Source organism: Actinoplanes sp. NPDC049599, assembly GCF_044465625.1.
Classification (GTDB): domain Bacteria; phylum Actinomycetota; class Actinomycetes; order Mycobacteriales; family Micromonosporaceae; genus Actinoplanes.
On record NZ_JBITLX010000026.1, the window covers coordinates 53,538 to 74,462 of the forward strand.

Genomic DNA, 20,925 nt, shown 5'->3' on the forward strand with positions numbered 1-20,925 from the left:
GGTTACTCCCCTTCTGGTGCGGAAACGCTATCCCGCACGCTATCGCGCCGAGTGGAGGTTCCGAGCACTACCGCAACGGTTGTCCCGCTGGGGTGTCGCGGTCTGATCTCCAGCCGGCCTCGGATACGTTCCGCCCTCTCGGCCATGATCGCAAGGCCGTACCGTCCGTCCGGACGATCATCGGCGAAGCCCTTGCCGTCGTCGGTGACCTCGATCTCCGCGTACGGCGGGTCGACCGTGCACGTCACCCACAGGTTGGACGCTCCCGCGTGCTTGCGGGCGTTGGTGATCGCCTCCTGGGCGATGCGCAGCAGCTCGGCCTCCGTCGCGGCGGGCAGCCGGGCGGTGGACTCGTCGAAGGTGAAGTGCACCCGCAGGCCGGCCGAGGTGCCCAGGGTGCGGGCGTACTCGGCGATGGCCGCGGCCAGCCCGCCGTTGCGGTCCACCTCGGAACGCAGCTCGAACAGGCTCAGCCGCAGCTCGGTGATCACCCGGGTCACCTCGCCGCGCAGCGTGCGCAGCTCCTCGGCCGTCTCGTCGGCGCCCTCGGGCAGCGTCGCCTGCGCGTTGTCGATGCCGTAGCCGACCATGACCAGCTCCTGGGCCACGCCGTCGTGGATCTCGCGGGCCAGCCGCTGACGCTCCTCATTGGTCGCCAGCGAGCGCACGTCGTCGAAGAGCAGCGCGGCCTCGAGCCGGAGCGCGGCCGGCCCGGTCACCCCGAGCACCTCGGCGACGACCGAGGACGGGTACGCGTTCTGCACGTCGGCCTCGAGGATCACCAGGCCGATCGTGCGCACCCCGGCTACCAGCGGCACAACCAGCGACGAGGCGTCCCCGCCGCGGTGCGACCGGGCCTGCGAGCGCGAGGCGGTCTGCGGCTGCTGCGAGGCCCAGGCGTCGGCGATCGCGGAATCGGCGTCGAGCGTGACCTCCCAGTCGACCCGTTCGGCGCCGGTCTGCGCGAGCACGACGAGCCGGCCGCCACCGCTGGCGGACAGCACCGCGGCGCGGTGACCGGGCGCGACCTGGCGCAGCTCCTCCAGCAGGTGCTCGGAGATGCCGCCGGGGTCGAGCGTGGCGCCGGGCAACGACCGGGCGACGCTGCGCAGCTGGGTCAGCAGGCGGGTCGCTTCGGCGTACGGCTGCGGTTTGTTCTCCACCGGGGTCATGAGCTGCCGCATGGTGTCGGCGGCGAAGGTGACGATCGCGCCCAGCACCAGCCACTGCCCGCACGCGGCGAGATAGCCACCCTGGCTGATCACCGTGTCGCCGTCCCCGGTCACCAGCCCGCCGGCGACCATCGCGACGGCGGCGACGCCGAGCAGCGCAGCGCCCTCCGTGGCGCGGCGCAGCAGCCCGGCGGTCAGCAGCGGCACGACGAGATAGGGCAGGATCGCCTCGGCGCCGAAGCCGGCCAGGATGGTGCCGGTCTCGTTCGCGGCCACGGCGACCGACCCGGCGGCCAGGCCGGTGATCGCGGCCTCGGCGAACCGCCCGAGCGGCGCGGCGATCCGATGGTCCGGGGCGAGCACCGCCGGCAGGGCGGCGACCAGCAGCAACGCGATCCAGCGCAGCTGCCCGGGATCCCGGGTGGCAATGAGCGTGAGGGCCGCGACCAGGGCGAGCACGATGAGGCGGGCCGCCACCGCGAGCGGATGGACGCGCGCGGGGACGCTGGCTGAGGCTGGCACGTGACGGATCGTAGCCGCACCCCCGGGTAACAGCCCATCGGCGACTCGGCCGGGCGACGGGAGTAAGCGGTCAGAAGATCAAATTCTTCCTGGGGTACGCCGCCTTGGGGTGATCCGGGCCTTCGCGGTGACCACGTGTCGGGAGCGTTTCGCTGAGTTGCCGCCGAGCCTGGCGAGGGGTGGGCTGGTACCTGCCGGGTTTGTTGTTGTGGCGGTGCCGGTGAACCGCTTCTCGTTCCTGGCAGTGCGCGGATCCAGCCGACACCGCCGGTCCGAGCCAGGCCGGCTGATCATGCGAGTGCTCATGAACAAGACCCATCCCCCAGGCCGGCACCAGCAGCAGCGCTGCGCGGTCGAGGATCAAGATCGTTCACCACGTCCACTCCCAAGCGGATCTTGATGAGCTAGAACGATCCAGCCGAAGCACCACGCCACAAGATCCACCAGTCACGTACCTTTCCTCCTGATATGCCCCGGCGCCGACCTTGCGAGCACGCGGTCGCCGAGCCGGCCGGGGTGCGTGGCGCGCACCGGCGCCGCACGAATCGCGGCGGCGCACCGGCGCCGCACGAACCGCGGCCCCAGAGGGGCCGAAGACCACCGAGATCCATCGAACCGCGGGCTGCCGTCCGCGCCGCGAGCGAGCTCGGGCTCGGTGCCCGGCGGCTCGCCGTGGCCGCGCGGGCCGGCCTGGTGGTGGCGGGGGATCGTGTGGGGTGGGGTGCGATCGGGTGGGGTTTGTGTCCACATTTGGCTGGCGGGTGGAGCCGGGTGGACCCGACCCGCCGCCGGGCGGTCCCCGGTGGTCCGGATCTGTGCTCGTACCGGGTAGCCTGCCAGCCATGGCGGACACCTCGACGCAGTCGATCCAGGTCCATGCGCCCCTCGCTCAGGTGGCCGCGGTGATCTGCGACTTTCCGCGCTACCCGGAATGGGCGGACGCGTTCAAACAGGTCGAAGTGCTCGAGGAGTACGAGGACGGTTACGCCGCCCAGGTCCGGTTCGTCATCGACGCGGGGCCGCTCGCGGACGACTACACGCTGGACTACGCCTACGCGGAAGACCTGTCGCGGATCGAGTGGCACCTGGTCGCGCCGTCGAAGATGCAGCGCACCCTCAACGGTTCCTATGACCTGGCCGACAACGGTGACGGAACGACAACGGTGACGTACATGCTGGAGGTGGAGCTCTCCATCGGGATGCTCGGCATGTTCCGCCGCAAGGCCGAGAAGATGATCATGGATACGGCGTTGAAGGAGCTCAAGCGCCGCGTCGAGAGCCTCGCCAAGGCATAGCGGGCAGGACGGCCGGCCGCGCCGCACAAGACGGCCGCGCAAGCAGGGAGCAGGACATGGCAGAGCCCACAGGTACGGCACGCGAGGAGGCCGAACGACTGGTCGCCACGGTGCTCGCGATGGCGTCCCAGGCCGGGCTGGGCGGCCCGCCGAAGGACCCCGACCGCGACCCCGACTCCGCCGCCGGTTCGTCCGGGCTGGGTGAGATGCTCACCGGCCTGGTCGGCCAGTTCCTGGGCGGCAATCCCGCCGGCCCGGCACCCACCGCCGAGCACCAGCACACCGAACCGGACCAGCACACCGAACCGGATCGGCAGGCCACGGACCGGCAGGCCACGGACCGGCAGGCCACGGACCGGCAGGCTACGGACCGGCAGGCTACGGACCGGCAGGCTACGGACCGGCAGGCCGCCGAGCCGCAGGCCGCCGAGCCGCAGGGTGATGATCGGCGGGGCGGTGATCCGCACGGGCGGGACTCGGGCGGCGGTGGGCTCGGTGGGCTCTGGCAGACCGCCGCCCAGCAGTTGTGGCAGGACGTCGGGCGGCGTAACGGCTGGTCCACGGGCACCGCGGAGTGCTGTGTCTGTCCGATCTGCCGGGCGATCGCCAGCCTCCGGGACCCGAGTCCCGAGCAGGCGGAGCGCCTGGCGGCGGGCGCCGGCGACTTCGCCAGCGGGGTGGCGAGCCTGCTCCGGGCGTTCTCGGTGGTGACCGGCACGACGGGCACCGCCGGCCGCCATAAGCCGCCGGCCCGTCCGACGACCACGCCGGACCAGGCCTGGTCCGCCGCGACCCGCACCACCCAGCCGGCCGACCACACCCCGCCGGATCGCGAGGTCCGCGAGGGCGACGACCCATGGACCGCGGCCACCCGCGCACCCGGGGCGGCAACGCAGCCCGGGGCGGCAACGCAGCCCGGGGCGGCAACGCAGCCCGGGGCGGCAACGCAGCCCGGGGCGGCAACGCAGCCCGGGACGGCAACGCAGCCCGGGGCGGCAACGCAGCCCGGGGCGGCAACGCAGCCCGGGACGGCAACGCAGCCCGGGACGGCAACGCAGCCCGGGACGGAGCCCGGGACCGCGGCAACGGACGAGCCCGGACCCGCGGCACCCGAATCCGGCGCCTGGGTCGTGACACCCGGCGGCTCGGTCTCCGAGCCCGCCGATGCCCCGGCGCCGGAGCCGGAGCGGACCGACCCCGACGTGTCGGCCGGCACCCGGCCGTACGGTGATCCCTGGGCCGCGGCCACCCGCGCGCCTGCGCGCCCCGCGCCGTCCCGGAAAGCGGCCGCACCCCGCGGGAGCACCGCACACCCCGCCCCCGCCGGGAAGGCCCAGCCCGCCGCTGACGGTGCCGGAAGCGCCACCCCGGAGCCGCTCCGGGACTTCGTCGCTGCGGTTGGGGAAGTCGTCGCGCGTACCGGAAAAGGCACTGCCGGGACCGGCCGCCGAGCGGGATCGGCCGGTCGCGTGACCGGGGCCACCGATGTCTGGGCGGCGGCAACCGCCGCAAATGACGACACGGCCGGTTATACCGGCGTGGCGGATACGCCCAGCGTGGATCATGATGTTCCGGGCACTGCGCCGGCCGCTCCGGTGGCCGAGGACCGTGGTGCCGGGCTGGGCGACGACGCCCGGGCCGGCGACGCGGTGTGACACAACAGAGGGGACGGGCAGCGTGACGCTGACCATCGGAGTCGACGTCGGCGGCACGAAGGTGGCCGGTGGGGTGGTGGACGATCGGGGCGTGGTGCTGGCGCAGACCCGGCGGGAGACGCCGGCCGACGATCCGGCCGGCACCCGGGACACCATCGTGGCGGTCGCCGCCGAGCTTGCCGCCGCCTATCCCGAGGCCAAGGCTGTCGGGATCGGTGCCGCCGCCTGGATCGACGCCGCCGGGGCCACGGTGCTCTTCGCGCCCAACCTCGCCTGGCGGGACGAGCCGGTGCGGGACTACGTCGCCAAGGCCGTCGGGCTGCCCACCGTGCTGGAGAACGACGCCAACGTCGCCGCCTGGGCCGAGTTCCGGTACGGCGCCGCGCGGCTCGCCGACGACTCGATGGTGATGATCACCGTGGGGACCGGGATCGGTGGGGGCGTCGTGCTCAACGGCGGGTTGTGGCGGGGTGCCAACGGCATCGCCGGGGAGCTCGGGCACATCCAGTCCGTCAACGACGGGCATCCGTGCGGGTGCGGGCGGCTCGGCTGCCTGGAGCAGTACGCCAGCGGCAACGCCCTGGTCCGGTTCGCCCAGGCCGGCGCGCGGCAGGAGCCCGACCGGGCGACGCTGCTGCTGGAGCTCGCCGGTGGCGACGCCGCCGAGATCAGCGGACGGATGATCACCGCGGCCGCGCAGGGCGGGGACGGGGTGGCGCGGGACGCGTTCGCGCAGATCGGCTATTGGCTCGGGGTTGCGATGGCCGACCTGGCGCAGACCTTCGACCCGCAGGTGTTCGTGGTCGGCGGCGGCGTGATCGACGCCGGGGAGCTGCTGATGGGACCCACCGAACGGACGTACCGGGATCAGCTGGCACAACGTGGCCGGTTTCCGGTCGCGGAGATCAGGGCAGCCGAGACCGGTAACACGGCGGGTGTGCTCGGCGCCGCCGATCTCGCCCGACGTATCTGACCAGCGACGAGGAGTACGAGTGTCCGGGGTCCCGCTGCGGGTGTTGAGCTACAACGTGCACGGCCTGCGCGACGATCGGGCGGCCCTGACCGGGCTCGTCCGCGACCTCGCCCCCGATGTCGTGGTCGTGCAGGAGGCGCCGCGCCGGTTCCGCTGGCGGACCAAGTGCGCGGCCCTCGCCGACGACTTCGGCATGGTGGTGGCCGCCGGTGGGCTGCCCTCGCTGGGCAACCTGCTGCTGGTCAGCCTCCGGGTCCGGGTGCACGACCAGTGGTGCCTGCGCTATCCGCTGACGCCCGGCCGGCACCTGCGCGGCGCCGCCTTCGCGCGCTGCACGGTGCGCGGCGCACGGTTCACCGTCTCCGGCTCACACCTGGCCACCGACGCCCAGGAGCGCCCCGACCAGGCCGCCCGCTGGAAGGAAGCCCTGTCCGCGGTCGAGGGCCCGTTGATCGCGGCCGGCGATCTGAACGAGGGGCCGGGCGGGGGCGCCTGGCGGACGGTGGCCGACGGCCTGAGCGACGCGGCCGGCGCCTCCTCGCCGCTGACGTTCCCGGCCACGCTGCCCCGGCTGCGCCTCGACGGGATCTTCGTCTCGCCCGACATCGGGGTCGAGCGGTACGAGGTGGTGGAGACCGATCAGGCCCGGCGGGCCAGCGACCACCTGCCCGTTCTCGCGGAGCTGTCCCTACCTTCCGAGTAAGTCTCGCTTCTGCGATCATCTCCGGGTGCCCGACACCCCTGACATCGCCGACCGGCACGACGCGGTCTGTGTGATCGGCGCCGGCGGCAGCGGCCTGGCAGCGATCAAGAACCTGCGCGAGCAGGGCTTCGCCGTCGACTGCTACGAGCGCGAGACCTCGGTCGGCGGCGCCTGGAACTGGCGGCACGACCGCAGCCCGGTGTACGCCTCCACCCACCTGATCTCGTCGCGCCCGCTCACCGAGTTCCCCGACTTCCCGATGCCCGACGACTGGCCGGACTACCCGCACCACAGCAAGCTGCTGAGCTACCTGGAGCGCTACGCCGAGCACTTCGGCCTCGGCGACAGCATCTGGTTCGGCACCGAGGTCGTCGCGGTCACGCCGGTCGGCGACGGGCGCTGGGACGTCACCACCCGCAGCACCGGCGGCGGCGCCGAGCGGATCCAGCGGTACGCGGCCGTGGTCGTCGCCAACGGGCACAACTGGTCGCCGAAGCCGCTGCCGGTGGACACCTCGGCGTACCGGGGGCAGGTGATCCACTCGTCGGCGTACAAGGATCCGGCGCAGCTGCGGGGGCGCAAGGTGCTGGTCGTCGGCGGCGGCAACACCGGGTGTGACATCGCGGTGGAGGCCGCCCAGCAGGCGAGCGCGGTCTGGCACTCGACCCGGCGCGGCTACTGGTACGCCCCCAAGTACGTCTTCGGCCGCCCCGCCGACCAGGTCAACGACAAGATGCTCCAGCTGCGCCTGCCGCTGCGGCTGCGTCAGTGGATCTTCCGGCGCACGCTGCGGCTCACCGTCGGCGACCTCACCCGGTTCGGCCTGCCCGCCCCCGACCACCGCCCGTACGAGAGCCACCCGGTGGTCAACAGCCAGCTCGTCTACTACCTGGGCCACGGCCGGATCACCCCGGTGCCGGACGTGACCCGGCTGGAGGGCTCGACCGTGGAGCTGGCCGACGGCCGCCGCGTCGAGCCGGACCTGGTCATCACCGCGACCGGCTACCTGCCCCGGTTCGAGTTCCTCGCCCCCGAGCTGCTCGACCTCGACGCCGACGGCAAGCCCGACCTGCACCTGCACGCGTTCGCCCGGAACCATCCGACGCTCGCCGTGATCGGTCTGCTCCAGCCGGACGCCGGGCTCTTCCCGCTGGCCCACTGGCAGAGCGTCGCGGTGGCCCGCTGGCTGCGCCTGCGGGTGACCGATCCGGTACGCGCGGCAGCCGTCCAGCAGAAGGAGTCGGCGCGCCCGCTGCGGTCGTGGACCCGGCTGCGCGTGGTGCCGTCCTCGCGGCACTGGTTCGAGGTCAGCCACACGAACTACCTGCGCACGCTGGAAGACCTGCTGAAGCAGATGGAGTCCGCATGACCGACTGCACCGGACGGAGGCCACGGAGGCCACGGATGCCACGGAGGCAGGGCCGGGAGGGCATGCGAAAGGTGGGCACAGCATGAGGTCGCAGGTGTTGCGGTTCGTGGACTGGACCTCGCCGGTGCCGCCGGTCGCCCGGGAAGTGCTCAGCGTGCTGCCGGAGGCCGCCGCGGACCACCCGCCGGTGCTGTTCGTGCCGGGGCTGGGGCACGGGGCGTGGGCGTTCGCCGAGCACTGGCTGGGGCACACCGCGTCGCGGGGTTTCGCGGCGCACGCGGTGAGCCCGCGGGCGGAGGGGTCGCTGCGGGCGTACGTGCACGACGTGGTCCAGGTGGCGGCGAGCCTGCCGCGGCAGGCCGTGCTGGTGGGCCACGGCGCGGGCGCGCTCGTGGTGACGCACGCCCTGGCCCGGTACCCCGCCCGGGCCGCGGTGCTGGCCGCGCCGGTGCCGGCGGGCTGGTCGGCGCTGGGCGCGGCGCTGCGGGCCAACCCGTTCGGCACGGTGCCGGCCCTGGTCGGCGCGGCGCCCCGGTTGAGCCGCAGGCAGCTGTTCAGCGCCGGGCTGCCGGAGGCGGAGGAGTACCGGGCCAGGCTGGTGCGCACCCCGGCGGCCGTCTACCGGCAGGTGCTGTTCGCGTCCCCGCCGGCCGCGCCGGTCGGTGCGCCGCCGGTGCTGGTGGTGGGCAGCCCGGACGACCGGGTGGTGCCGCGGGCCGCGCTGGACCGGACGGCCGGAAGCTTCGGCGGCGCGCCGCTGCTGTTCCCCGGGATGGCCCACGACCTGATGCTCGACACCAGCTGGCGCGAGCCGATCGACGCGATCCTGGACTGGCTCAGCAAGGAACTGGCCGCCTGATCAGCCGGCCTGCGCGTACGCGGCGAACTGGTCGAGCAGGCTCTGCGGGGCGGTGTCGTCGAAGCACAGCGCCAGGTTGCGGGCCGCTTCCGAGGCGGCCTCCGCGCTGCGCGGGAACAACGCCTGCTCGTACGCGGCCAGCGCGCCCTCGACGTCGCCGGGGTGCGCGGCGAGCGCCTGACCGAGCTCGGCGCCGTCGAGCATGGCCAGGTTGGCGCCCTCGCCGGCGAACGGGGACATCAGGTGCGCGGCGTCGCCGAGCAGCGTCACCCCGGGTACGCGCGCCCAGCGGTGCTCGACCGGCAGGGCGTTGATCGTGCGGGGCAGCAGCGCGCCGTCCGCCTCGGTGAGCAGGGCCAGGAGTTCGGGCGCCCACCCGGCGAACTGGTCCACCAGCACGGCCTTGGCCCGCGCGGGGTCGGTGAAGTCGACCGTGGAGATCCACTCCTCCGGCGTGCGGAGGGCCGCGTACACGTGCAGGCTGCCGTCGGTCTCCCGGTGCGCGAGGAAGCCGCGGCCCGGGCCCAGCGCGAACAGCATGCCGGCGCCGACCACCGCGGCCGGGCCGGGGTGCCGGGCGTCGGCGTCGAGCAGGTCGACCTCGACGAACGAGATCCCGCTGTAGTCCGGCCGGGCGTCGGACAGCAGCGGCCGGATCCGGGACCAGGCGCCGTCCGCGCCGACCAGCACGTCGCTGACCACCGTGGCGCCGTCGGCGAAGCGCAGCTCGTGCCGGCCGGCGCCGAGCGGGCGCACGCCGGTGACCTTGCGTCCCCAGTGGATCGTGCCGGCCGGCAGCGAGTCCAGCAGCAGCTGCCGCAGCTGGCCGCGGTCGACCTCCGGCCGGTCACCGTCGCCGTCGTCGGCTTCCTCCCACCGCAGGGTGTTGTGCCGGTCCAGGATGCGGGTGGCCTCGCCGCCCGGGTGCACGATCCGCCGGAACTCCTCGATCAGGCCGGCGGCGCGCAGGGCGACCTGGCCGTTGGTCCGGTGGATGTCCAGCATGCCGCCCTGGGTGCGGGCGGCCGGCGACTCGTCCAGCTCGTAGACGGCCGCGGGGATGCCGTGCACGTGCAGCACCCGGGCGAGGGCAAGCCCGCCCAGTCCGGCGCCGACGATGGTGATGACGGGTGTGGTCATGGTGACTCCTTAGAACATGTTCGTGACGAACGCGTTTTTGATGGGCATGGGTCAGGACCCGGGTGCGGTGCGGCGTATTCCTTCGATGACGGCGGTCAGCGCCCAGTGCGCGCGCTGCTCGCCGGTGCCGGAGAAGAGCTCGTCGCGGACCTGGTTGATGTGCGGGTAGGTGGCCGGATCGGCCTCGCGGACCACGGCCAGCAGTTCCTCCTCCTCGCCCGCGGCCGCCGCGTCCTCGTCCCGGCTGCCGTGCTCGGCGGCCGTCGCGGTCGCGTGCTGGAGCAGGACGTCGGCGCCCCAGGCGGCCTGCCGGGCGGGCACGCCGCCGGCCAGCAGCAGGCCGAGGATGGTGTTGATCAGACCCAGGTAGCGCGGCCCGCTGGGCCGCAGCGTCAGCACCGACCGCGCCAGGCTGGGATAACCGAAGAGCATTTCCGTGTACGCCGTCAGCAGCCCGATCAGCTCGTCACGCCAGGCGCCGGCGGCGGGTGCGCCGGGGTGGTGGCCCAGGTCGGCCAGCAGCTCGTCGAGCAGGGCGCCGTGCAGCTCGGCGGTGTTGCGGACGTACACGTACAGCGAGGCCGGGCCGGTGTCCAGCTCGGTCGCCAGCCGGCGCATGGTGACCCGTTCCAGGCCCTCCTCCCGCATGATCCGCAGCGCGACCGCCACCAGACCCGCCCTGCTCAGCGGGGCCTTGGCCGGCCGGTCACGGCGGCTCACGGGTACCCGACGCTGACTCATAACGCGATCGTAGCGAACATGTTCGTCAGGCGCCAGTGCGGATCAGCGGTGCAGCCCGACGGTCAGCCGGCCGGAGTGGTCCAGCGCCGTCAGGTAGGCGCGGGCCCAGGCCAGGATGTCGTAGCGGGCCAGGTGCTCGCGCATGCCTCGCATCCGGCGTCTCAGGTCGGCCGGGTCGGCGTTCATCGCGTCCAGCAGGGTCGCCTTCAGCCCGTCCACGTCGTGCGGGTTGACCAGGAACGCGTCGGAGAACTCGGCGGCCGCCCCGGCGAACTCGCTGAGCACCAGCGCGCCGGTGCCGGCCGAGCGGGCGGCCACGTACTCCTTGGCGACCAGGTTCATGCCGTCGCGCAGCGGCGTCACCACCATGACGTCGGCGGTCTGGTAGAGCGCGGCCAGGTCGGCGCGGCCGAACGGCTGGTTCAGGTAGTGGATGGCCGGCTCGCCGACCCGGCCGTACTCGCCGTTGATCCGGCCGACCTCACCCTCGATCCGGTCACGCAGCTCCCGGTAGCTGTCCACCCGTTCCCGGCTCGGCACCGCCACCTGCACCATCACGGTCTCCCGGACCCGCACCCGGGCGTCCCGCAGCAACTCGCTGTACGCCGTCAGCCGGTGCTCGATGCCCTTGGTGTAGTCCAGCCGGTCGACGCTGAGCAGCACCCGGCGCGGCTGCCCCAGGTCGGCGCGCAGCTGCCGGGCGCGCTCGACCACGTCCGGGCGGGCGGACAGCGCCTGCATCTCGGTCACGTCGATCGAGACCGGGAACGCGCCGGTGCGCACCGCCCGGCCGTCCAGGGTGATCTGGTCGTCGACGCAGCCGGCGCCGAGCAGCTTGGTGGCCAGCTGCGCGACGTTGTGCGCGGCCTGCGGGCGCTGGAAGCCGACCAGGTCCGCGCCGAGCATCCCGCGCAGCAGCTCGACCCGGCGGGGGAGCTGCATGAACAGCTCCGGCGGCGGGAACGGCACGTGCAGGAAGAAGCCGATCAGGACGTCCGGGCGCAGCTCGCGCAGCAGCTGCGGGACGAGCTGGAGGTGGTAGTCCTGGACCCAGATCGCCGCGCCGGGCTCGGCCACCTCGGCGACCGCCTCGGCGAACCGCCGGTTGACGTCCTGGTAGGTCTCCCACCAGCCGCGATGGAAGACGGGCTGCTCGACGGCGTCGTGGTAGAGCGGCCAGAGGGTGGAGTTGGCGAAGCCCTCGTAGTAGCCGCGGAGATCCATCTCGGACAGCGCGACCGGGCGGATCCGCAGCCTGCCGATGTCGGGCACCGAGGGGGCGCTGTCGACGCCGCCGTTCCAGCCGACCCAGGTCGCCGGGGTCTGCTCCAGGATCGCGTGCAACGCGCTGGCCAGGCCGCCGGGGCTGCGCCGCCACTCGCACGCCCCGTCCGGGGCGGCACTGTCATCAAGCGGGAGGCGGTTGGCGACGACCACGAGCGAGCTCTGGCGCATCCACGAAAGGTTACGCGATGGCTACCCAGCGAAACAACGCCGGTGATCTATGTCGCCTCAGACGACCGCGCCGTCGTCGAAGTCATCGTCGTCGTCACCCGAGCGCAGCCGCCAGACCAGCGTCACCGCGCCGCCCACGATCGCCGTGAAGCCGATCAGGGTCACGAAGTTGCGCTCGATCGGCAGCAGCCACGGGAACAGGAACAGCACGAAGCCGAGGACCACGCCGAGCACGCCGGCGACCGCGTACTTGGAGATGTGCGGCAGCGGCGGCGGGGGCGGCGGGGTGTAGCGCTCGTCCTCCTCGCCGCCGCCGTCGTCGGTGCCGGTGCCGAACGTGTCCAGCCCGTCGAGCAGCGACGGCTCGTCGGTGCGGCGGCGGTTGAGCGAGACGCCGGAGAAGTCGGCGGCCGAGGGCAGCTTGCCGTCCGGCCGGCGCGGCTGCTCCGGCGGGTCGTTGGGCGGCGGGTCGGGCGCGCGGGTCGGATCCACGCCCTCGGAGGCCGGCCACGGCGGGGCGGTCGGGTCGGTCGGGGTGTGGAAGCCGGCGACGATCTTGGCCCACTCGGCGTCCACGGAGCTCTGGTCGGTGCGGACCTCCGGCTTGGCCACGGCCGGTGTCGGGCCCAGGCCGCCGGTCAGCTTGTCGAGGTGCTCGCGGGCGGTGTCCAGATGGGTGCGGTCGACGTAGAGCCGGTCGGTGGGCCGGGCCGGGAAGGTGGTGGCGCGCAGGATCGGGTTGAGGTCGGCGGAGGGCTGCAGGTATGCGGCGATGCCGCCGGCGGCCAGCACGTCCAGCAGGTGTTCACCGACGCGCGGATCCACGTCGCCCGCGGCCGCGTAGTCGGCCGCGTCGAGTCCGTTGTCCCGCCGCCCGCGGCGGGCGCCACCCGCTGACACCCTGCTCACTCCTCGCTTCGCGCCGTAGCGCGCTGTGCCGCCCGGTACGGCGGTGCCTTGAATGGTGACACGTGACATGCCGGTTCCGGGAGTGCGTTGTGGCGTGCCGCTCCTGCTTCGTACGCTTTCGGTTGCCACAAGACCGTGGCGCGCGGGAAAGGACACCGGTGTTCTACTGGCTGCTCAAGTACGTTGTGCTGGGACCCGTCCTGAAATGCCTCTTCCGCCCCGATGTGGAGGGCCTGGACAACGTGCCCCGGAGCGGACCGGTGATCCTGGCCTGCAACCACCTCTCCTTCTCCGACTCGATCTTCACACCGCTGCTGGTCAAACGCAGAGTGACGTTCGTCGCCAAAGCGGAGTACTTCACCGGTAAGGGCATCAAAGGCTGGCTCATGCGACAGTTCTTCGTCAGCACGGGGACGATCCCGGTGGACCGTTCGGGTGGCAAGGCGGCCCGGGCGGCCCTGGACACCCAGCTGCGGGTGCTGCGCGAGGGCGGCATCGCGGGCATCTACCCGGAGGGCACCCGCTCGCCGGACGGCCGGCTCTACCGCGGCAAGACCGGGGTGGCCCGGCTGGCCCTGGAGAGCGGAGCGCCGGTGGTGCCGGTCGCGCTGCTCAACACCGACGAGATCCAGCCGACCGGCAGGCTGATCCCCACGATCAAGCGGGTCCGGATCCGCTTCGGGGCCCCGCTCGACTTCTCCCGGTACGCGGACCGGGCCGGCGACCGCTTCGTCGAGCGCGCGGTCACCGACGAGATCATGTACGAGCTGATGACGCTGACCGGCCGCCCGTACGTCGACGTCTACGCGGCCAGCCTCAAAACCGCGATCGTCGCCCCCAGCCCGACCCGGACCGCGCCCGTGGTCGCCGAGAGCTGATCGGGTTTGAGGCGAATCTTTCCGGTACGCGTGCCGGGGTGACCAACCGCAGCCCGGGGCTGGAGTGCCTCAGCTTCTGAGGTCCGTGCCGGTCCAGGCCGGGGGATCGGCCGCCGGGCTGGGGCTGCGGCGGAGTTATCTGTCGGCCATGCCGGCTCTGCGGCGCAGGGCCGACACGTCCGTGACGACGATGCGGCGGCCCTCGGTGCGCAGCCAGCCGCGGCTGGCGAAGGAGCCGATCGCCTGGTTCACGCTCTGCCGGGAGCCGCCGGCCATCTCGGCCAGCTGGCTCTGGTTCAGCTCGATGGTGATCATCGGGGCCTGGCTCTCGCCGGCCAGCCGGACCAGGGTCTTGGCCACCCGGCCGGGCAGGTCCAGGAAGACGTGGTCGGCGTTCTGCTCGGTGAGCCGGCGGATCAGCGCGCCCACCGAGCGCATCACCGCGTCCAGGATGCGCGGGTTGGAGTGCACCAGGTCGATGAACGCGACCCGGGACAGGGCGAGCGCCTGGCTGTCCTCGATCGCCTCGGCCGACGCCGAGCGGGTCAGCGCGTCCAGCAGCGAGACCTCGCCGAGCACGTCGGGCGGGCGCACCACGGTCAGCACGGCGCGCTCGCCGGTCGGCGCGGTGCGGAACACGGCGATCGCGCCGCGGCGCAGGATGATCAGGGAGTCGCCGGGGTCGTGCTCGACGAAGAGGATCTGACCCTTGCGATAGGTGCGCGGCACCGCCGCCGCGAGCACCCGCTGGCGTACGTCGGGCTCCAGCCCGGCGAACATCTCCACGCCGGTGAGCGCGTCACCCTGCTCCGCCAGTCGATGATCCACGGCCAGTCCCTCCCCGATCGGGACCCCCGTGGACACAGTTGTCCGGCGCCGGCCCCACGACGCGAACGATCACTCTTAGCATGAAGAGCACCGCCGACGCCATTTGATACATCCAGCAGACACTTCCGATCATCCCGCGCGCGTCGCTATCTGTACACCCTCTAATCGCCGCGTGTGACTATCGCCCACGGTGTCCGTCTTGATTACGGTCCGTACCGGGATAATCGCCGCCGTGCCGGATGACGACATTCTTCGATCGACGTTGCGCGACCAGTGGCACCTCGTGCCCGCCGAGATCTCGGCGCTGCCGGGGGGCCTGCTGTCGCACGGCTGGGACGTGACCGCGGGCGGCGAGCGCTTCGTGGCCCGCCTGGCCGACCACGCCTGCCGGCTGCCCGTGGAGGCGGGCCTGGCCGCGGCCGAGCACCTGCGCGGCACCGGGATCGAGGCAGGTGAGCCCGTACGGACCCTGGCCGGCGGGCTGACCGCGGAGACCCCGGTGGGCGCGATGGCGGTGCTGCGCCGGGCGCCGGGCCGTACCCTCGACGGCCGCGACCCGATCGACCAGCAGTTCTGGGGCGACCGCCTGGGCGCGGTGCACCGCCGGCTGCAGGGCTTCCACCACGGGGGGCTGCGCCGCTGGAACCTGCTCGACCCGGAGGCGCCCCATCTGGCGATCCAGCCCTGGCTGCGCCCGGCGGTCACCGAGGCGGTGACCGCGATGACCCGGCTGACCGTCACCGACCGGCTGACCTACGGGGTGCTGCACGGCGACCCGGCCCCGGAGATCTTCCTGGTCGACCCGGCGACCGGCCGGGCGGGCCTGCTGGACTGCGGCGCCAGCGGCACCGGCCCGCTGCTCTACGACGTGGCGGCGGCGGTGGTCTACGCGGGCGGCCCGGACACCGCGGCCGAACTGGTGGACGGCTACCTGGCGGCCGGCCCGGTGGACCGGGGCGAGCTGCACGCGGCGCTGCCGGTCCTGCTCCGCTTCCGCTGGGCGGTGCAGGCCGACTGGTCGGCGCGGAAACTGGTCCGCGGCGAGCGGGACGGCACCCGGGAGGCGCTGGAACGGGCGAGGGAGGCCCTGGCGGAGACGTCCGGCGCGGCATAGGCAAGGATGTCCGCGATGGCCTACCGGTATTTCTACGACTGCGAATTCATCGAGGACGGCCGCACCGTCGACCTCGTCTCGATCGGCATGGTGGACGAGTTCGGCCGCGAGTTCTACGCGGTCTCGACCGAGTTCGACGACACCCGGGCGGTGCCCTGGGTGCGCCGCAACGTGCTCGACAAGCTGCCGTCCCCGGCCGACCCGGCGTGGCGCTCCCGCGAGCGCATCCGCGACGACCTGCACGCGTTCATGCGCGAGCCGATCCAGGGCCGCGACGAGACCATCGAGCTGTGGGCCTGGTACGCGGCCTACGACCACGTGGCGCTGGCCCAGCTGTGGGGCGCGATGCCGGCGCTGCCGCGCGAGATCCCCCGCTTCACCAAGGACCTCCGCCAGCGCTGGGACGACCTCGGCCGGCCGGCCCTGCCGACCGCCGAGGGCCGCCACGACGCCCTGGTCGACGCGAAGCACAACCTCGCCCGCTGGCGAGCCATGGGCGGCTGAACCTCCAGATCAAATTCCGGATGTCGTGCCTGGTTGCATGGCACAGACCGTCGCTCCCGCCGAACGCAGGCTGGTTGCATGGTTTCTCCGCTCAGCCGCCGGTTGGGTGCATGGTTTCTCCGGTCTGCCGCCGGTTGGGTGCATGGTGGGGCTGGTCACCCTCGCCGATCTTGGAGCACTGGGGTGCGCCGAGCGGGCCGCGGGGCGACAAGGCCCACCACGCCGCGGCTGCCCGTTGTGCCTGGCCTGCGGTGCCTCGACTGCTCGCCGTGCCGGCCGGCCATCGACCGATCCGGGTGGTCGTGTTGGCTGTGCCTCGCCTGCCGGGCCGTCGCTGCGTTTCGGTTTGGATCTTGTAGCGGTGGGGTTCGCTCGACTTTCGCCGTGCAGTGCCGTCGCGGCCTCAGCGGCAGCCTTCCTGCAGATCTTGGTGAGCTAAAACGATCCAGCCGAACCACACCGCTACAAGGTCCACAACTCACGCCCCTTTCCTCCTGATATGACGCTCTCCGCCCTCGCCAACGCCACACACCTCCAGAGGTCATATCCCTCATGCCGGATGAAAACGGCAACCAGCCGAGGCGCGGCGGGCCGTGATCCAGGAATGGTGAAAGTCGAGGGGTGTGGAGCGAGCCGTAAGTGCTGCAAGGTCCGCCGATTTGCCTCGGGCGATGTCTGTCTCGCCGAGAGACGGGGGATTCGTCAGTCGCGTAACCGTCGCGCTGACCGCGATGCGGTGCTGATGTGTCGGTCTGTCGGCCACCGGCGCTCGACGCGGCCAGGTTCGCGTCGCCGGCCGGGTTCCGATCGCCGCCGTCCTGGACGATCTTCTCGCGGTGGTCGATGACGCCGTGCTGGTTCGCGAGGAGTCCATCGTGCTGGGCATGCGGATGCTGCTGGAGCGGGCCGGCCTGGTCGTCGAGCCCTCGGCGGCGCTCGGTGTCGCGGCCGTTCTGGAGGACCGTGACCGCTTCGCCGGCCGGCACCTCACCACCATCGTCTGCGGCAGCAACGTCGACCTGGACGCCTATCACCGGTGGGTCCGCTGATCCGGCTCGCCGGTCAGCGGCGGCGGGCCCACTTCAGGTAGACGATCGGGCCCACCGGCTGGACGAGGATGCCCAGCCACCACAGGGCCTTCGGGCCGCGGATCCGGTCGGCCGGCCGGCGGGCCAGGTCCACCGCCGCGGTCACCGTGAGGATCACTTCGATGGGGGCCAGCACCAGGGTGCCGATCTGCTGCCATCGGGGGAGTTCGCTGAAGGGGTGCTTCGCCATGATGCCTCCCGGTCGCTTTCCGTCACCTTAGCGACGCGGGGTTGTCCCCGCACGGACCTCGCGTTCGGCGGGAGCGACGGTCTGTGCCATGCAACCAGGCACGACCGGGCCAAGGTCGAGGAGCTGTGGAATCCCATGCTCAAGGCCTGGTTCCCGGAGGGCCTGGAAACGCCGGACCTGAGGTTGATCAAGGTGCATGCTGAAACCGCCGAGTGCTGGTGCGGGCGGGAACGAAACCGTGCGGTTGTAGCGGGGCGTTTTGGCTCGGGTGGGGCGCGGCGACTACAGTGCGCTTGCGGCCCGCCCCGGGACCCCGGCAGTGCAGCCGGACGACCGTTCTCCTGGTGAAGGCGGGCATCTCGCGACCCGATCAGGGAGGACGAGCATCATGCGTATCGGCGTGCTCACCGGCGGCGGCGACTGCCCCGGTCTGAACGCGGTGATCCGGGCGGTGGTTCGTAAGGGCGTAGCCACTTACGGACACGAGTTCGTCGGATTCCGCGACGGGTGGAAGGGCCCCCTGGAGGGCCTCACGAAGCCCCTCGGCATCGCCGAGGTCCGGGGGATCCTGCCGCGCGGCGGCACCATCCTGGGCTCTTCCCGCACCAACCCCTTCAAGATCGAAGGGGGTGTCGAGCGGATCAAGGCCAACCTGGCCGAGCAGGGCGTCGACGCGCTCGTCGCGATCGGCGGCGAGGACACCCTCGGCGTCGCGACCAAGCTCAACGACCTGGGCGTGAACGTCGTCGGCGTGCCGAAGACGATCGACAACGACCTGAACGCCACGGACTACACCTTCGGCTTCGACACCGCGGTCAACATCGCGATGGAGGCCATCGACCGGCTGCACACCACGGCCGAGTCGCACCACCGCACGCTGGTGGTCGAGGTCATGGGCCGGCACGCCGGCTGGATCGCGCTGCACGCCGGCCTCGCCGGTGGCGCCAACGTCATCCTGCTGCCGGAGCGCAACTTCGACGTGGAGCAGGTGGCCACCTACGTGACCAAGCGCTTCCAGGTCGAGTACGCCCCCATCGTCGTGGTCGCCGAGGGCGCGCAGCCGCTCGAGGGCCAGATGGTGACGCACAACCAGGAGCTCGACGCGTTCGGCCACGTCCGCCTCGGCGGCATCGGCCAGTGGCTCGCCCAGCAGCTGGAGGAGAAGACCGGCAAGGAGGCCCGCACGGTCGTCCTCGGTCACATCCAGCGCGGTGGCACCCCCACGGCGTTCGACCGGGTCCTCGCGACCCGCTTCGGTCTGCAGGCGATCGACGCCGTCCACGAGGGCGATTTCGGTAAGATGATGGCGTTGCGTGGCACCGACATCGTCCGCGTCCCGCTCGCCGACGGCACCGGTGAGCTCAAGACCGTGCCGATCTCGCGGTACGACGAGGCCGAGGTCTTCTTCGGCAGCTGAGCCGACGGTTCTTCATCAAGGGGGCGGCCGTCGGTCGCCCCCTTTTTCCGTTCCGAAGGGTCCCGATGGGCAACCACATGATCGCGGTGATCGGCGCCGGCAAGCTCGGCGAGCTGGTCCTCTCCGGCCTGCTGCGGGCCGGCTGGCCGGCCAATCAGCTCATCGCCACCACCCGGCGCCCGGAGCGGGCCGCCGAGCTGGCCGAGCGGTACGGCATCCGCCCCACCCTGAACCTGACCGCCGTCACCCAGGCCGACGTGCTGCTGGTGGCGGTCAAGCCGCAGGACGCCGGCAAGCTGCTGGACGAGTTCGGCATGAAGGTGCCGCCCGGCAAGCTGGTGGTGTCGCTCTGCGCGGGCCTGCCGACGAGCTTCTTCACCGAGCGGCTGCCCGGTGGCATCCCGGTGGTGCGGGTCATGACCAACACCCCGGCGCTGGTCGACCAGGCGATGACGGTGATCTCCGCGGGCCCGTACGCGACCGACGAGCACCTGGCGCTGACCGAGGAGATCTTCCAGCCGCTCGGCAAGACGCTGCGGGTGCCCGAGAGCCAGCAGGACGCGGTGACCGCGTTGTCCGGTTCCGGCCCCGCCTACTTCTACCTGCTGGTCGAGGCGATGATCGACGCCGGCATCCTGCTGGGGCTGCCGCGGCAGGTGGCGCACGACCTGATCGTGCAGACCGCGATCGGCTCGTCCATCATGCTGCGCGACTCCGGCGAGCACCCGGTGAAGCTGCGCGAGGCGGTCACGTCGCCGGCCGGCACGACCATCTCGGCGATCCGCGAGCTGGAGAAGCACGGGGTCCGCGCGGCGATGCTGGCCGCCCTGGAGGCCGCCCGGGACCGGGCGCGGGAGATCGCGGCGCAGGCGAACTAGTACCAGATGGCGATGCGGGTGCCGTTGTTCTCCTCCGGCGGGCTGGGGTGGCTGAGCGCGGCGCCCGTGGCCATCCGGTGCGCGCTCCAGGCCACCGCGGCCGCGTCCAGGATGTCGTCGGGCGGGGCCTGACCGGCCGGGCCGAGCTGGTCGGGCAGCTTGATGCCGTGCCGGGCCAGCAGTTCCCGGCGGCGGGCCTGCCCGGTCCAGGTCTTCTTCGCGTACGCCAGCGGCTCGCCCGCCATCTGCCGGAACGACACCTCGGGGTGCGCCTCGAAGAGCAGCCCCGGGTGCCGTTCCCAGATGGCGTTGGCCTCGAGCAGCTTGGGCCGGATCGCCCAGGACTGGCGGCTGAGCCCGGCGCCGGTGAGCTCGCGGCAGCGCCGGTTGGCGGCGGCGAAGTCGCCCTCCTGCCAGACCGCGCGCGGCGGCACCCGGAAGATGCTGCTGCGGCGCGGGCCGAGCTGGTCGGCGGCGAGGGTGTCGGCGGCGCGCCAGCGGTCCGGGAGCATGCCGAGCGGGATGTCGACGCCGATCACGGCCGCGCCGGAGCTGCCCGCGACGATCTCGTACAGGGTGGACGCGAGCATCGCCCGGCCGAACGCGCCGTCGCGCAGCTCCACCCCCACCCAGCCGAGGGCGTAGGCGTCGACGCCGATCACGTGGAGGCTCATCGGCGGCTCAATGGACCGTCTTCAGTCCGGTCAGGGGTGGTGGCGGGGTGGTCGGACGGGGGGAACGGGGGGAGCAGTTTCTCGATGGTGGCGATGAGGTCGCCGTCCTGGGGGTCGGTCTGCGGGGCGAAGCGGCCGGCGACCGTGCCGTCCGGGCCGACCACGAACTTCTCGAAGTTCCACTGGATGTCCGGGCCGTCGCCGACCAGCTCGCGGTAGAGCGGGTGGCGCCCGGGCCCGTTCACTTCCACCTTCTCGGTCAGCGGGAACGTCACGCCGTAGTTCACCCGGCAGAAGTCCTCGATGGCCGCCGCGCTGCCGGGTTCCTGCCCGCCGAACTGGTTGCACGGGACACCCAGGACCACCAGGCCCCGGTCGGCGTAGGTGTCGGCGAGGGCCTGCAGGCCGGCGTACTGGGGGGTGAGGCCGCAGCGGGAGGCCACATTGACCACCAGGACGACATGGTCGCGGTAGCGATCCATATCGGCCGGTCCGCCCGCGAGCGCCTGGATGTCGACGGCAAAGATGGTCATGACGGCAGACTACGCGCTGTGCGCGATT

At 72.6% G+C, this 20,925-nt stretch carries 22 protein-coding genes; 13 read left to right on the plus strand and 9 right to left on the minus strand.

All coding sequences use genetic code 11. The annotated features are described in order from the left end of the window. Positions 1-2: 2 nt before the first annotated feature. Positions 3-1,694, minus strand: a complete 1,692-nt coding sequence (locus tag ACIBQZ_RS33450; protein WP_396092833.1) for a GAF domain-containing sensor histidine kinase — start codon at positions 1,692-1,694, stop codon at positions 3-5. A gap of 842 nt (positions 1,695-2,536) precedes the next feature. On the opposite strand from ACIBQZ_RS33450, the gene ACIBQZ_RS33455 reads away from it, so the two are divergent. The 6 genes from ACIBQZ_RS33455 to ACIBQZ_RS33480 all read left to right on the plus strand — a co-directional run bounded on the left by ACIBQZ_RS33455 (position 2,537) and on the right by ACIBQZ_RS33480 (position 8,548). Next, positions 2,537-2,989, plus strand: a complete 453-nt coding sequence (locus ACIBQZ_RS33455) for an SRPBCC family protein (protein WP_396092834.1) — start codon at positions 2,537-2,539, stop codon at positions 2,987-2,989. A gap of 56 nt (positions 2,990-3,045) precedes the next feature. Next, positions 3,046-4,644: a hypothetical protein gene (locus ACIBQZ_RS33460; RefSeq protein ID WP_396092910.1), complete on the plus strand. Its 1,599-nt coding sequence runs from the start codon at positions 3,046-3,048 to the stop codon at positions 4,642-4,644. A gap of 22 nt (positions 4,645-4,666) precedes the next feature. Then, on the plus strand, positions 4,667-5,617 hold the full coding sequence (locus ACIBQZ_RS33465; RefSeq protein ID WP_396092835.1) for an ROK family glucokinase: 951 nt from the start codon (positions 4,667-4,669) through the stop codon (positions 5,615-5,617). 19 nt (positions 5,618-5,636) lie between these two features. Then, positions 5,637-6,320 carry an endonuclease/exonuclease/phosphatase family protein gene (locus tag ACIBQZ_RS33470; protein WP_396092836.1) on the plus strand — a complete coding sequence of 228 codons (684 nt, stop codon included), beginning with the start codon at positions 5,637-5,639 and terminating at the stop codon, positions 6,318-6,320. A gap of 25 nt (positions 6,321-6,345) precedes the next feature. Beyond that, a complete protein-coding gene (locus ACIBQZ_RS33475) occupies positions 6,346-7,689 on the plus strand; it encodes a flavin-containing monooxygenase (protein ID WP_396092837.1) in 1,344 nt (447 codons plus the stop codon). A gap of 82 nt (positions 7,690-7,771) precedes the next feature. Further along, positions 7,772-8,548: an alpha/beta hydrolase gene (locus tag ACIBQZ_RS33480; protein ID WP_396092838.1), complete on the plus strand. Its 777-nt coding sequence runs from the start codon at positions 7,772-7,774 to the stop codon at positions 8,546-8,548. Here ACIBQZ_RS33480 and ACIBQZ_RS33485 read toward each other — a convergent pair whose 3' ends face one another. Genes ACIBQZ_RS33485 through ACIBQZ_RS33500 form a run of 4 tightly spaced genes read right to left on the minus strand, consistent with a single transcriptional unit; the run spans position 8,549 to position 12,784 of the window. After that, a complete protein-coding gene (locus ACIBQZ_RS33485; RefSeq protein ID WP_396092839.1) occupies positions 8,549-9,688 on the minus strand; it encodes an FAD-dependent oxidoreductase in 1,140 nt (379 codons plus the stop codon). A 51-nt stretch (positions 9,689-9,739) separates the two neighbouring features. Further along, a complete protein-coding gene (locus ACIBQZ_RS33490) occupies positions 9,740-10,429 on the minus strand; it encodes a TetR/AcrR family transcriptional regulator (protein ID WP_396092840.1) in 690 nt (229 codons plus the stop codon). Between the two features lie 42 nt (positions 10,430-10,471). Beyond that, entirely contained in the window at positions 10,472-11,884 is a 1,413-nt protein-coding gene (locus ACIBQZ_RS33495) for a trehalose-6-phosphate synthase (protein ID WP_396092841.1), read from the minus strand. A 57-nt stretch (positions 11,885-11,941) separates the two neighbouring features. Then, a complete protein-coding gene (locus tag ACIBQZ_RS33500) occupies positions 11,942-12,784 on the minus strand; it encodes a DUF308 domain-containing protein (RefSeq protein ID WP_396092842.1) in 843 nt (280 codons plus the stop codon). A gap of 167 nt (positions 12,785-12,951) precedes the next feature. Here ACIBQZ_RS33500 and ACIBQZ_RS33505 point away from each other — a divergent pair, with 167 nt between their 5' ends. Next, positions 12,952-13,671, plus strand: coding sequence for a lysophospholipid acyltransferase family protein (locus ACIBQZ_RS33505; RefSeq protein ID WP_396092843.1), 720 nt, complete (start codon positions 12,952-12,954; stop codon positions 13,669-13,671). 135 nt (positions 13,672-13,806) lie between these two features. Here ACIBQZ_RS33505 and ACIBQZ_RS33510 read toward each other — a convergent pair whose 3' ends face one another. Continuing rightward, positions 13,807-14,499 (minus strand): Crp/Fnr family transcriptional regulator, encoded by a 693-nt coding sequence (locus ACIBQZ_RS33510; RefSeq protein WP_396092844.1) that lies wholly within the window; start codon positions 14,497-14,499, stop codon positions 13,807-13,809. A gap of 190 nt (positions 14,500-14,689) precedes the next feature. Here ACIBQZ_RS33510 and ACIBQZ_RS33515 point away from each other — a divergent pair, with 190 nt between their 5' ends. From ACIBQZ_RS33515 to ACIBQZ_RS33525, 3 genes are all read left to right on the plus strand, one after another. Continuing rightward, positions 14,690-15,613: a phosphotransferase enzyme family protein gene (locus tag ACIBQZ_RS33515; RefSeq protein WP_396092845.1), complete on the plus strand. Its 924-nt coding sequence runs from the start codon at positions 14,690-14,692 to the stop codon at positions 15,611-15,613. A 15-nt stretch (positions 15,614-15,628) separates the two neighbouring features. Further along, a complete protein-coding gene (locus tag ACIBQZ_RS33520; RefSeq protein WP_396092846.1) occupies positions 15,629-16,117 on the plus strand; it encodes a polyadenylate-specific 3'-exoribonuclease AS in 489 nt (162 codons plus the stop codon). 806 nt (positions 16,118-16,923) lie between these two features. Then, positions 16,924-17,166, plus strand: a complete 243-nt coding sequence (locus ACIBQZ_RS33525) for a pyridoxal-phosphate dependent enzyme (RefSeq protein ID WP_396092904.1) — start codon at positions 16,924-16,926, stop codon at positions 17,164-17,166. 13 nt (positions 17,167-17,179) lie between these two features. On the opposite strand, the gene ACIBQZ_RS33530 is transcribed toward ACIBQZ_RS33525, so the two are convergent. Continuing rightward, entirely contained in the window at positions 17,180-17,395 is a 216-nt protein-coding gene (locus tag ACIBQZ_RS33530) for a PLDc N-terminal domain-containing protein (protein ID WP_396092847.1), read from the minus strand. On the opposite strand from ACIBQZ_RS33530, the gene ACIBQZ_RS33535 reads away from it, so the two are divergent. The 3 genes from ACIBQZ_RS33535 (at position 17,384) to proC (ending at position 19,690) form a co-directional block, all read left to right on the plus strand. Further along, positions 17,384-17,743 carry a pyridoxamine 5'-phosphate oxidase family protein gene (locus tag ACIBQZ_RS33535; RefSeq protein WP_396092848.1) on the plus strand — a complete coding sequence of 120 codons (360 nt, stop codon included), beginning with the start codon at positions 17,384-17,386 and terminating at the stop codon, positions 17,741-17,743. The two genes, ACIBQZ_RS33530 and ACIBQZ_RS33535, sit on opposite strands and share 12 nt — an antisense overlap. A gap of 40 nt (positions 17,744-17,783) precedes the next feature. Further along, positions 17,784-18,812 carry a 6-phosphofructokinase gene (locus ACIBQZ_RS33540; RefSeq protein ID WP_396092849.1) on the plus strand — a complete coding sequence of 343 codons (1,029 nt, stop codon included), beginning with the start codon at positions 17,784-17,786 and terminating at the stop codon, positions 18,810-18,812. Between the two features lie 65 nt (positions 18,813-18,877). Next, positions 18,878-19,690, plus strand: a complete 813-nt coding sequence (gene proC / locus ACIBQZ_RS33545) for a pyrroline-5-carboxylate reductase (protein WP_396092850.1) — start codon at positions 18,878-18,880, stop codon at positions 19,688-19,690. Here proC and ACIBQZ_RS33550 read toward each other — a convergent pair. Together ACIBQZ_RS33550 and ACIBQZ_RS33555 are read right to left on the minus strand one after the other, a co-directional pair. Next, positions 19,687-20,364, minus strand: coding sequence for a DUF429 domain-containing protein (locus ACIBQZ_RS33550; RefSeq protein ID WP_396092851.1), 678 nt, complete (start codon positions 20,362-20,364; stop codon positions 19,687-19,689). The two genes, proC and ACIBQZ_RS33550, sit on opposite strands and share 4 nt — an antisense overlap. Further along, a complete protein-coding gene (locus ACIBQZ_RS33555) occupies positions 20,361-20,897 on the minus strand; it encodes a glutathione peroxidase (protein WP_396092852.1) in 537 nt (178 codons plus the stop codon). The genes ACIBQZ_RS33550 and ACIBQZ_RS33555 overlap by 4 nt, the downstream gene beginning before the upstream one ends. Positions 20,898-20,925: the final 28 nt, after the last annotated feature.

Bases quoted from the DNA above. Each gene is read 5' to 3' on its own strand.
- ACIBQZ_RS33455 (WP_396092834.1), top strand. From the start codon at position 2,537: ATGGCGGACACCTCGACGCAGTCGATCCAGGTCCATGCGCCCCTCGCT.
- ACIBQZ_RS33460 (WP_396092910.1), top strand. From the start codon at position 3,046: ATGGCAGAGCCCACAGGTACGGCACGCGAGGAGGCCGAACGACTGGTC.
- ACIBQZ_RS33480 (WP_396092838.1), top strand. From the start codon at position 7,772: ATGAGGTCGCAGGTGTTGCGGTTCGTGGACTGGACCTCGCCGGTGCCG.
- ACIBQZ_RS33485 (WP_396092839.1), bottom strand. From the start codon at position 9,688: ATGACCACACCCGTCATCACCATCGTCGGCGCCGGACTGGGCGGGCTT.
- ACIBQZ_RS33490 (WP_396092840.1), bottom strand. From the start codon at position 10,429: ATGAGTCAGCGTCGGGTACCCGTGAGCCGCCGTGACCGGCCGGCCAAG.
- ACIBQZ_RS33495 (WP_396092841.1), bottom strand. From the start codon at position 11,884: ATGCGCCAGAGCTCGCTCGTGGTCGTCGCCAACCGCCTCCCGCTTGAT.
- ACIBQZ_RS33520 (WP_396092846.1), top strand. From the start codon at position 15,629: ATGGCCTACCGGTATTTCTACGACTGCGAATTCATCGAGGACGGCCGC.
- ACIBQZ_RS33530 (WP_396092847.1), bottom strand. From the start codon at position 17,395: ATGGCGAAGCACCCCTTCAGCGAACTCCCCCGATGGCAGCAGATCGGC.
- ACIBQZ_RS33540 (WP_396092849.1), top strand. From the start codon at position 17,784: ATGCGTATCGGCGTGCTCACCGGCGGCGGCGACTGCCCCGGTCTGAAC.
- proC (WP_396092850.1), top strand. From the start codon at position 18,878: ATGGGCAACCACATGATCGCGGTGATCGGCGCCGGCAAGCTCGGCGAG.
- ACIBQZ_RS33550 (WP_396092851.1), bottom strand. From the start codon at position 20,364: ATGAGCCTCCACGTGATCGGCGTCGACGCCTACGCCCTCGGCTGGGTG.
- ACIBQZ_RS33555 (WP_396092852.1), bottom strand. From the start codon at position 20,897: ATGACCATCTTTGCCGTCGACATCCAGGCGCTCGCGGGCGGACCGGCC.